Source organism: Pseudofrankia saprophytica, from assembly GCF_000235425.2.
Lineage (GTDB): Bacteria > Actinomycetota > Actinomycetes > Frankiales > Frankiaceae > Pseudofrankia > Pseudofrankia saprophytica.
Genome location: NZ_KI912266.1, coordinates 6,379,019 through 6,389,510, shown reverse-complemented (window position 1 = coordinate 6,389,510; position 10,492 = coordinate 6,379,019). Strand labels below are relative to the sequence as shown.

Genomic DNA, 10,492 nt, shown 5'->3' with positions numbered 1-10,492 from the left:
CCGGCGCCGGGGCCGACGGCGCTGGCTCGGGCGCGGGCCAAGGCAGCCCGGTCGCAGCGGGCACCGCGGGCCCCGTTCGTGATCCTGCTGCTCGTGCTCATGGGCAGCGGCCTCGTCTGCCTGCTGCTGCTGAACACGGCGCTGAGCGAGAACGCGTTCCAGGAGCACTCGCTGCAGGCCACCTCCTCGGCGCTCGCCGACGAGGAGGAGGCGCTCGCCGTCAAGTCCGACCGGCTGTCCGCGCCGGGCGCGCTCGCCGCGCGGGCGCAGGCCCTCGGGATGATGCCCGGCGGCCTGCCCCGGTACGTGCCGGCGGGTACCCCGCTGCCGTCGGGCGCCCGCGTGGTCGCCGGCGGCGGGGACGCGAACGGCGGTGTCATCCTCTACGTCGTCCCGGCCCCCGGGCAGCCGGCCGCGGACGCCGCGGCCGGTCAGCCCGCCGGCCAGGACGGTCAGCAGGGGCAGGGCGTGCAGCCGGGCCAGGGCACGGCCGCCGCGGGAGCGGGGACGTCCGGCCGGTGAGCTCCACGCTCCTCCCGCCCGGGGGTCGCACGCGCCTGCGGCTGGTGACGGAGGGGGCGCGTACCGGCTCCGCGCGGGCCGGCCGGCCGACCAGGAGCGACCGCGCCCGGCCGCAGGTGGCCCGGGCGGCGGCCGCGATGGCGGCCGCCGCCCGTCGGGGACCGGGCGGCCAGCGGCCGCGGCGGCGGCCACCGGGTGGTTCGCGGCGCCGCGCGCTGGCCAGCTCGCGGCGCAGGCTGCGTATCGGCGTCGTCATGCTGGTGGTGGTGCTGCTGGCGCTCGCAGGCCGGCTGACCCAGCTGCAGGGCTTCAACGCCGCCACCTACGCCCGCCAGGCGGAGAAGCAGCGGATGCAGGAGATCACCCTGCCGGCGGTCCGCGGCGAGATCACCGACCGGCACGGGGCGACCCTCGCCCAGGACGTCGACGCCCGCGCCGTCTACGCCAACCCCAGCGTCATCGCCGACCCCGCCGCCGTCGCCGCCAAGCTCTCCCCCCTCGTCGGGCAGCCGGCGGACACGATCGAGAAGCGGATCACCCGCGACCGCAAGCTGCTGTTCGTCTACATCGCCAGGGGCCTCGACCCTGGCGTCAAGGCCAAGGTCGAGAAGCTCGACCTCAAGGGCGTCGGCGTGCTCGACGAGCGCCGCCGGGTCTACCCGAACGACTCGGTGGGGGCGGGCGTCATCGGCTACACCCGTTTCGGCGACAACGACCTGCTGGTGGGCAACGGCGGGATCGAGCTCGCCTACGACGACGTCCTGCGCGGCCGGGACGGCACCCGCACCCTGGAGACCGACCCGGCCGGGCGGGAGATCCCGTCGGCACACAGCAGTGAGAAGGCCCCCGTCGAGGGCTCCGACCTGCGGCTCACCCTGGACACCGACATCCAGTGGGAGGCGCAGACGGCGATCGCCGACGCGGTGCGCGAGAACCAGGCCGTCGCTGGAACCATCGTGATCATGGATCCGCACACCGGGGACATCCTGGCGATGGCGGACTCCCCGGACTTCGACCCGAACAACGTCGGCGCGGCCAATTCCGACGCGCTCGGCAACCGATCCACCGCGTTCGCGTTCGAGCCCGGCAGCGTGGAAAAGGTCATCCCGATGGCCGCCGCGCTCGACAGTGGCCTGATCACCGCGACGACCCCGGTCACGGTCCCTCCGAGCATCCGCCGCGGCGGCTCGCCGATCGGCGACTCGGAGACGCACGGGACGCTGCAGCTCACCGCTGCCGGGGTTCTCGCCCACTCCAGCAACATCGGCACCGTACTGATCTCGGAGAAGGTCGGCGCCGCGGGGCTGGAGGCGACCATGCGCGACTTCGGCCTCGGCCAGCCCACCGGGCTCGGTTTCCCCGGCGAGAGCGGCGGTCAGCTGGCCCCGTCGACGAAGTGGTCGGCCTCGCAGGCGGCCACCGTCGCCTACGGCCAGGGGATGAGTGTGACGGCCCTGCAGATGGCGACGGTCTACGCGACGATCGCCAACGGCGGGGTGCGGATGACGCCGCGGCTGGTCGACGCGATCGGCGCGAGCGGCGGCGCGATGGTCCCGACGCAGCGGGCGCCGGGGGTGCGGGTCGTGAGCGAGCAGACCGCGCGCACGCTGTCCGACATGCTCGAGCAGGTCATCACGACGAACGGCACCGCGCCCGCCGCCGCCGTGCCCGGCTACCGGGTCGCCGGCAAGACCGGCACCGCCAACCAGATCATCCCGTCCTGCGGCTGCTACTTCGGCCCGAACGGGCAGAGCTACGTCTCCTCGTTCATCGGCTACGCCCCGGCCGACAACCCGCGGGTCGTGATCGCGGTCGTCCTGGACAACCCGAAGGCGGAGCACTTCGGCGGTCTCACCGCGGCGCCGGCGTTCCAGAAGGTGATGACCTTCACCCTCGCCACGCTCGGCGTGCCACCGGCCGGCTCCGCGGCGCCCCACCTGCCGCTCACCCAGCCCGGCACGGCCGCCGATGGGAGGACCACCGACCAGACAACGGCCGGCGGGGCCGGTGACGGCGCGGTGGCCCCGGCGGGCGCGGCCCCGGCGGACGCTACCGGCGGGCAGGGGACGAACCCGGCGGCGGGCGGCTCGCCGCCATCCGGATGAACGGACGGCCGGCACGGCCACGAGGCGACACCCACGGCAGGCGTGAGGCCTCGCCAGGTGCCCTACTAAGGTCGACGGCGTGACCCCTCCGGCCCTGCGCCCGGCCCATCCGCCGGCGCGGACGCTCCCCGAGCTGGACGGCCTGCTCGCCGGCCTCGGGAGCCTCGCGTCGGCCGGCGCGCCCAGCCCGCCCGGCGCCACGGCTCACGCCGCCGCCGGCGTCGTGCTGCGCGGTGTCACCCACGACTCGCGCGCCGTCCGTCCCGGTGACCTGTACGCCGCGCTGCCCGGTGCCCACGCGCACGGGGCCACCTTCGCCGCGGGTGCCGTCGCCGCGGGTGCCGCCGCGGTCCTCACCGACCCGGCGGGCGCGGCGATCCTCGCTGGCGCCCTCGCGGTGCCGGTGGTCGTGACGGACAACCCGCGCCAGGACCTGGCCCTGGTCGCCGACTGGCTCTACGGCCAGCCGTCGCGCCAGCTCACCCTGCTGGGCGTCACCGGGACGAACGGCAAGACCACCTCGGCGTTCCTCATCGACGCGGGCCTGCGCGCCGCCGGCCATCACACCGGGCTGCTCGGCACCGTGGAGACCCGCGTCGGCGACGAACGGCTCGACTCGGTGCGTACCACCCCGGAGTCCGCCGACCTGCAGGCGCTGTTCGCGTTGATGGTCGAGCGGCGGGTCACGGCGGCGACGATGGAGGTGTCCAGCCACGCGCTGGCGCAGCACCGCGTCGACGGGCTGCGGTTCGCGGGCGCACTGTTCACCAACCTCAGCCAGGACCACCTGGACTACCACCCCACGATGCGGGACTACTTCGAGGCGAAGGCGAAGCTGTTCGAGCCGGAGCGGTCCGCCGCCGCCGTCATCGGCACCGACGTGGCCACCGGCCCCTGGGGGCCCGAGCTGGCCGCCCGCATCCCCGGGGCCGTCACGTACGCGCCCGATCCGCCCGCCGACTGGTGGCTGGACGACCTGGTCGTCGGCGAGCGAGGCAGCACGTTCACCGCCCGCGGGCCCGGCGGGCTCCAGGTCCCGGTCCAGGTCCGGCTGCCCGGGCGGTTCAACGTCGTCAACGCCCTCGGCGCGCTCGCGCTGCTGGTGACCGCCGGGGTGCCGGCCGAGGCCGCGGCCACCGGGATCGGCGAGCTCGCCGGCGTCCCCGGCCGGATGGAGCGGGTGGAGGCCGGGCAGTCCTACCTCGCCCTGGTCGACTACGCGCACACCCCGGACGCGGTGCAGACCGTCCTCACGTCGGTTCGCGGGCTGGTCGACGGCCGGCTGATCGTCGTCCTCGGCTGCGGCGGGGACCGGGACCGGGCCAAACGTCCGCTCATGGGTGCCGCGGCCGCGCGGCAGGCCGACCTCGCGTTCTTCACCAACGACAACCCGCGCTCCGAGGACCCGGCGGAGATCCTCGCCCAGATGAGCGCCGGCGCCGGCCAGGCAGGCACGGCGGCGAAGGTCACCGTCATCCCCGACCGGGCCGAGGCGATCGCCGCCGCCGTCGCCGAGGCCGGCCCCGGCGACGCGGTCGTTGTCGCGGGGAAGGGCCATGAGCGTGGGCAGGAGCAGCACGGCGTGGTGACGCCGTTCGACGACCGTGCGGCGCTCGCCGCGGCGATCGCCGCCACGCTCGGCGGTTCGGTTGGCGGCGGCCGGGTCGGTGACGGCCGGGCCGGTCCGGCAGGCGCCGCGGGCTCGGGGACACCGGTGGTGCGCCGGTGATCCCGGTGACGCTCGCCGAGGTGGCCGCGGCCACCGGCGGCCGTCTCGACGGTGGCGCCGAGCCGGACGCACTCGTCACCTCGGTGGTCGTCGACTCGCGGCTGGCGGAACCGGGCGCGCTGTTCGTCGCGCTGCCGGGGGACAGAGCCGACGGGCACGACTTCGCCGCCGCCGCGGCCGCCAGCGGGGCGTCGGCGGTGCTCGCGGCCCGCCCGGTCGGCGTCCCGGCGGTGCTGGTGGCCGACCCGGCGGCGGGGCTGGTGACGCTTGCCGGGCACGTCCGCGACCTCGCGAAGGCCGCGGTGCTCGCCGTCACCGGCTCGTCCGGCAAGACCACCACCAAGGACCTGCTCGCGGACCTGCTCGGCGTGCTCGGCCCGACGATCGCCCCGCCCGGCTCGTTCAACAACGAGATCGGGCTGCCGCTGACGCTGCTGCGCCTCGAGGAGACGACCGAGTACGCCGCCCTGGAGATGGGCGCCCGCGGCATCGGCCACATCGCGGCGCTCTGCGCGGTCGCCCGGCCGCACGTCGGGCTGGTGCTCAACGTCGGCTCGGCGCACGTCGGTGAGTACGCCGACGGGCGCGCCGGCATCGCCAGGGCCAAGGGCGAGCTCGCCGAGGCCGCCACCGACACGGTCGTGCTGAACGCCGACGACCCGCTGGTCGCCGCGATGCGACCCAGGGCGGCCGGCCGGGTGGTGACGTTCGGCCGAGCCGCCGGCGCCGACGTGCGCGCCGAGCGCGTCGAGATCGACCGCGCCGGCCGGGCGTCGTTCGACCTGCTCGCCGGCGGCGAGCGCCACCGGGTGACGCTCGGGCTGGTCGGCGCCCACCAGGTGAGCAACGCCCTGGCGGCGGCGGCGGCCGCCGGCGCCGTCGGGATGACGCCCGCCGCCGCGGCCGAGGCGCTCGCCGCCGCCCGGCCGCGCAGCCGCTGGCGCATGGAGGTGACGACGGCCCCGTCGGGGCTCGTGGTCGTCAACGACGCCTACAACGCCAACCCGGAGTCGATGCGCGCCGCGCTGCGCGCGCTGGTCGACCTCGGCGGCGCCTCGGCCGAACCGGCCGCCTCGCGGCGGCGGACGTGGGCGGTGCTCGGCCCGATGGCCGAGCTCGGCGCGGCCGCCGACGCCGAGCACGCCGAGCTCGGCCGGTTCGTGGCCGGGCTCGGGGTCGACCGGGTACTGGCCGTCGCCGAGGGGGCCCGCCCGCTGGCCGCAGCCGCCGCGGCAGCCGGGGCGCGGACCGACTGGGTCGATGGCGTCGCCGCGGCGGCCGACTGGCTCGCCGCCGCCGGCCTCGGCGCCGGCGACGTCGTGCTGGTCAAGGCCAGCCGGTCCTACGGGCTGGAGAAGCTCGCGCGGGCGCTCGCCGAGCCCCGCGGCGACGGGGGCGGCGACCGGTGAACGGGCGGCGCGGTGGCGCGTCCACGGCAACGACCGGATCTTCCAAGGCGTCCGGACGTCCAACGGAGTCCGGCCCCGAGAGGCAGGTCGGACATACAGCGTCGACCGGTCAGACAGCGTCGACCGGGCTCACGGGGGCGACGGGACGGCACAGACGGCGCGAGAGACGCCGTGATCGAGGGGACGTGGGAAAGGGTGTTTAGCTGGGCCCGCGGGCCAGAGGGCGCGCTGGCAGCCCTGAGGGCCGCCGACCGGGGCGGCCACGGGTGAGGGGAGTTCTTGTCGCGGCCTCGGTCGCGTTGGTGGTGTCACTGCTCGGCACGCCGTGGGTGATCAGACTCTTCCGCCGTCAGGGCTACGGCCAGGAGATCCGCGAGGACGGCCCGTCCACCCACCTGAAGAAGCGCGGCACGCCGACCATGGGCGGCACCGTCATCGTCACCGCGACGCTGATCGGTTACTTCATCGCGCACCTGGCCACCGGCGCGGGGTTCACCGCGTCCGGCCTGCTCGTACTGATGGTGATGACGGGGCTCGGCGGCGTCGGCTTCCTCGACGACTACATCAAGATCCGCAAGCAGCGCAGCCTCGGCCTCACCGCCCGGACGAAGTTCGCCGGCCAGGCCGCCGTGGCGCTCGCGTTCGGCCTGCTGGCCGTGCGGTTCAAGAACGCGGACGGGCTGCTGCCCGGCTCCACGTTCATCTCCGTCGTGCGGGACACCGACATCTCCATCGGCATCATCGGCTTCCCGCTGCTCGCCTGGATGATCATCGCGGCGACGTCGAACGCGGTGAACCTGACCGACGGCCTCGACGGGCTCGCGGCCGGCACGTCGGCGATGGTGTTCGGCGCCTACGTGGTGATCTCGTTCTGGCAGTTCGGCAACCTGTGCGAGCCCGGCAACCTGGAGGCCGGCTGCTACCTCGTGCGCGACCCGCTCGACGTCGCGCTGGTCGCGGCGTCGGCGATGGGCTCCTGCTTCGGCTTCCTGTGGTGGAACGCCAGCCCGGCGAAGATCTTCATGGGGGACACGGGCTCGCTCGCCCTCGGCGGCGCCTTCGCCAGCATTGCCATCGTCAGCCGCACCGAGCTGCTGCTGTTCGTCCTCGGCGGGCTGTTCGTCATCGAGACGGTGTCGGTCATCGTCCAGGTCGCGGGCTTCAAGCTGACCAGGAAACGCGTGTTCAACATGGCGCCGATCCACCACCACTTCGAGCTCGCCGACTGGCCGGAGACGACTGTGATCATCCGGTTCTGGATCGTCTCCGGGCTCGCGGTCGCGTTCGGGCTCGGGCTGTTCTACGCCGAGTTCCTCTCCAACGGCGGTAACCCGTGACCTCCCCGGGCGCCGGAACGGGTGGCGGCCGGCCCGCCGACCGCCACCGTGGCGACCGCCAGTCCGCCGCTGGCGGGCCGGCGGTCGACGAGCTGAAGGGCGCGCCGGTGATGGTCGTCGGTGCCGGCGTGTCCGGCGCCGCGGCGGCGCGCGCCCTGCTCGGTCTCGGTGCCCGGGTTCACGTCGTCGACGCCGTCGACGGGGAGCGGCCCCGCGCGGCCGCCGCCGAGCTGCGCGCCGCCGGCGCCGAGGTCACCCTCGGTGGCCTGCCTCCCGGCCCCGGCGCGGCACGGCTCGTCGTCACCTCGCCCGGCGTCCCGCCGGGTACCCCGCTGCTGGCCGCGGCGCGCGCCGCCGGGGTCCCGATCTGGGGCGAGATCGAGCTGGGCTGGCGGATGCGGCCGGACGCCCGCTGGCTCGCGATCACCGGCACCAACGGCAAGACGACGACGACGGAGATGCTCGGCGCGATCCTCGCCGCCGCCGGCCGGCGGTCCGCCACAGCAGGCAACATCGGCACCCCACTCGTCACCGCCGCGCTCGCCGAGCCGCCCTACGACACCCTCGCGGTGGAACTGTCCAGCTTCCAGCTGCACTACACCGACACGGCGGCGCCGGTCGCGGCCACGATCCTCAACGTCGCGCCCGACCATCTCGACTGGCATGGCGGCGCCGACGGCTACGCCGCCGACAAGGCGCGGATCTGGATGCACCCGGCCACGATCGCCGTCGGCAACGCCGACGACCCGGTCAGCTCGGCGCTGCTCGCCCGCGCGCCCGGGCGGCGGGTCACCTTCGGGCTCGACCCGGCCAGCGCCGACGTCACGGTCATCGACGGCCAGCTCGTCGACCGCGCGTTCGGCGGCGGGGTGCTCGCCGCCGTCGCCGACCTGCTCACCGGCCCCGGTCCTGGCCCCGGCGCCGGTCCGGGTGCCGCCGCGCCGGCGCCCGGTGGTGCCGGGCCGGGCCGCCACCTGGTGGCCAACGCGCTCGCCGCCGCCGCGCTCGCTCGCGCGGACGGCGTCGAGCCCGCCGCGATCGCCTCGGCGCTGGCCGGCTACCGGCCGGGGGCACACCGCGACGCCCACGTCGTCACCGCGGACGGCGTCCGCTACGTCGACGACAGCAAGGCCACCAACCCGCACGCCGCGGCCGCGTCGCTGACCGCCTATCCGTTGGTGGTGTGGATCGCGGGCGGTCTCAACAAGGGCCTCGAGTTCGACGAGCTGGTGCTGCTGGCCCGTGACCGGCTGCGCGCCGTGGTCCTGATCGGGCGCTGCGCGGACGAGATCGCGACGGCTCTCGCCCGACACGCCCCCGATGTCCCCGTAGAAAGGGCCACGGGCATGGACGATGCGGTGGAGGTCGCGGCGCGTCTGGCCAGGACGGGCGACACTGTCCTGCTCGCGCCCGCCGCCGCCTCGATGGACATGTTCCGCGACTATGCCGAACGTGGCGACCTGTTCGCCGCGGCGGCCCGTCGTCGGACGATCCGGGGGACCGTTACCCCGGACAGCTAGGGCCGGGGGCCACTCCCTGGAGCGACAGAGTCGAGGAGGCTGGCGGCAGCGTGCGCGAGGCGCCGAGCTCCAGGCCGGGTGCTGGGTCCGGCGGTGCCGGGTCCGGCGGTGCCGGCTCCGGCTCCGGTTCGGCATCCGGCCAGCGTGCCCGTGCCAGATCGGCCGCCGCCCCCCGGGCCGGTGGCCCGCGCGCCGGGGCGTCCGCGCGCCCGCGCGCCGCGGCCGGCGACGAGGATCCGCCCGGCGGTCGGGCGCGCCCGGAGCGGCGCGACCAGCAGGGACCCGCCCGGGACCCGCGCACGGGCTCGCGCGGCAGACCACCGGGGGAGGGCAGGCCGGGCACGGCGCGTGAGGGACGCCCGTCGCCCGCCGTGCCCACCGTGGCTCGAGGGGTGCCCGCGGGCCGCGGGGCCACACCGCCGGCCGGCTCGGGCAGACGGGCGACGAACCTGCGCGACGCGATGGCGCCGGCCGTGCGCCGTCCCGGGATCCGCCCCGGGACGAAACCCCAGGACGACGAGGCCGCCGGCGCGGCCCGCCCGGCCCGCCCGGCCGAGGACGAGACCGGCCGGGAGCCACGGCGGCGCCAGCCGGCCGCCGTGCGGCCCGGTCAGCGGCGTGCCCTGCTGCGCCCGGTGCCGGACCTCGAGGCTCAGGGCGCGGCGCTGGCGAAGCTGCCGCTGCTGGAGCGCCCGCTGGCCTCCTACTACCTGCTTGGTTCGTCGGCCGGGCTGCTGCTGCTGCTCGGCCTGGTCATGGTGCTCTCGGCGTCGAACGTGCGGTCGTTCGAGGCCTTCGGCTCGTCCTACACGATCTTCGTTCGGCAGGCGACCTGGATGGGCATCGGTCTGCCGGTGCTGCTCGCCGCGAGCCGGATGCCTCTGCGGGTGTTCCGCCGGGTCGCCTACCCGCTCATGGGGGTCGCCCTGTTGCTGCTCCTGGCGGTGCTCTCGCCGCTGGGGGTGTCGTCCAACGGCGCCCAGCGCTGGGTCGGCGTCGGCTCGCTCACCCTGCAACCGAGCGAGCTGGCCAAGCTCGCGCTGGTGCTCTGGTCGGCCGACCTGCTGACCAGGAAGCACCGGCTGCTCGGCGACTGGAAGCACCTGATCATCCCGATCGTGCCGATGACGGTGCTGGTCGGTGGCCTGATCATGTTGCAGCCCGACATGGGCACGACGATCGTGGTGTTCTCGGTGCTCTTCGTCGTGCTGTGGGTGGTGGGCACGCCCGGCCGGGTCTACGGCGGCCTGCTCGGGGTGATCGGGGTGATCGGCACGATCCTGGCGGTGATCGAGCCGTACCGGCTGGAACGGTTGTTGTCCTACCGGGACCCGTTCGAAAACGCCCAGGGCAGCGGCTGGCAGGCCGTTCACGGGATCTACGCGCTGTCCTCGGGCGGCTGGTGGGGCGAGGGCCTGGGAGCGTCCCGGGAGAAATGGCCCGACCTGCTGCCGGCCTCGTACACCGACTTCATCCTCGCGATCATCGGCGAGGAGCTGGGCCTGCTCGGCTGCCTGCTCGTGGTCCTGCTGTTCGGCGTCTTCGGCTATGCCGGGCTGCGGGTGGCGCACCGCACCGACAACCAGTTCGTGCGGCTGGCCGCCGCCGGGTCGACGGGCTGGATCCTCACCCAGGCCGTGGTGAACATGGGCGCGGTCGTCGGCCTGCTGCCGATCACCGGCATCCCGCTGCCGCTGGTGTCGTTCGGCGGCTCGTCCCTGGTGCCGACCATGCTCTCGATCGGCATGCTGCTCGCGTTCGCCCGGTCGGAGCCGGCCGCGGCCCGGCTGCTGGCCGAGCGCGCCCAGGAGCGCCGGGAGGCCCGCCGCGCCCGGCAGGGCCGCCAAGGACGCCGTGGCCCGGGCCGGTC

7 protein-coding genes are annotated in these 10,492 nt (G+C 75.6%); all 7 read left to right on the top strand.

The window, feature by feature from the left end:
* A partial coding sequence (gene ftsL, locus FRCN3DRAFT_RS49890; RefSeq protein WP_483414351.1) for a cell division protein FtsL occupies positions 1–522 on the top strand: 522 nt, incomplete at its 5' end.
* A 44-nt stretch (positions 523–566) separates the two neighbouring features.
* Positions 567–2,627, top strand: coding sequence for a peptidoglycan D,D-transpeptidase FtsI family protein (locus FRCN3DRAFT_RS0227090; RefSeq protein WP_232794165.1), 2,061 nt, complete (start codon positions 567–569; stop codon positions 2,625–2,627).
* Positions 2,628–2,706: 79 nt separating this feature from the next.
* Positions 2,707–4,356, top strand: coding sequence for a UDP-N-acetylmuramoyl-L-alanyl-D-glutamate--2,6-diaminopimelate ligase (locus FRCN3DRAFT_RS0227085; RefSeq protein ID WP_007520536.1), 1,650 nt, complete (start codon positions 2,707–2,709; stop codon positions 4,354–4,356).
* Positions 4,353–5,765 carry a UDP-N-acetylmuramoyl-tripeptide--D-alanyl-D-alanine ligase gene (locus tag FRCN3DRAFT_RS46525; protein WP_051466381.1) on the top strand — a complete coding sequence of 471 codons (1,413 nt, stop codon included), beginning with the start codon at positions 4,353–4,355 and terminating at the stop codon, positions 5,763–5,765. Before FRCN3DRAFT_RS0227085 ends, FRCN3DRAFT_RS46525 begins: the two co-directional genes overlap by 4 nt.
* Positions 5,766–6,031: 266 nt before the next feature.
* Positions 6,032–7,102 carry a phospho-N-acetylmuramoyl-pentapeptide-transferase gene (mraY, locus tag FRCN3DRAFT_RS0227075; RefSeq protein WP_007520677.1) on the top strand — a complete coding sequence of 357 codons (1,071 nt, stop codon included), beginning with the start codon at positions 6,032–6,034 and terminating at the stop codon, positions 7,100–7,102.
* Positions 7,103–7,212: 110 nt separating this feature from the next.
* Positions 7,213–8,622, top strand: a complete 1,410-nt coding sequence (gene murD, locus FRCN3DRAFT_RS0227070; protein WP_051467195.1) for a UDP-N-acetylmuramoyl-L-alanine--D-glutamate ligase — start codon at positions 7,213–7,215, stop codon at positions 8,620–8,622.
* A 371-nt stretch (positions 8,623–8,993) separates the two neighbouring features.
* Positions 8,994–10,492 (top strand): putative lipid II flippase FtsW (gene ftsW / locus FRCN3DRAFT_RS46520; RefSeq protein ID WP_425343325.1); only part of this gene is annotated, 1,499 nt, incomplete at its 3' end.

Bases quoted from the DNA above. Each gene is read 5' to 3' on its own strand.
- murD (WP_051467195.1), top strand. From the start codon at position 7,213: ATGGTCGTCGGTGCCGGCGTGTCCGGCGCCGCGGCGGCGCGCGCCCTG.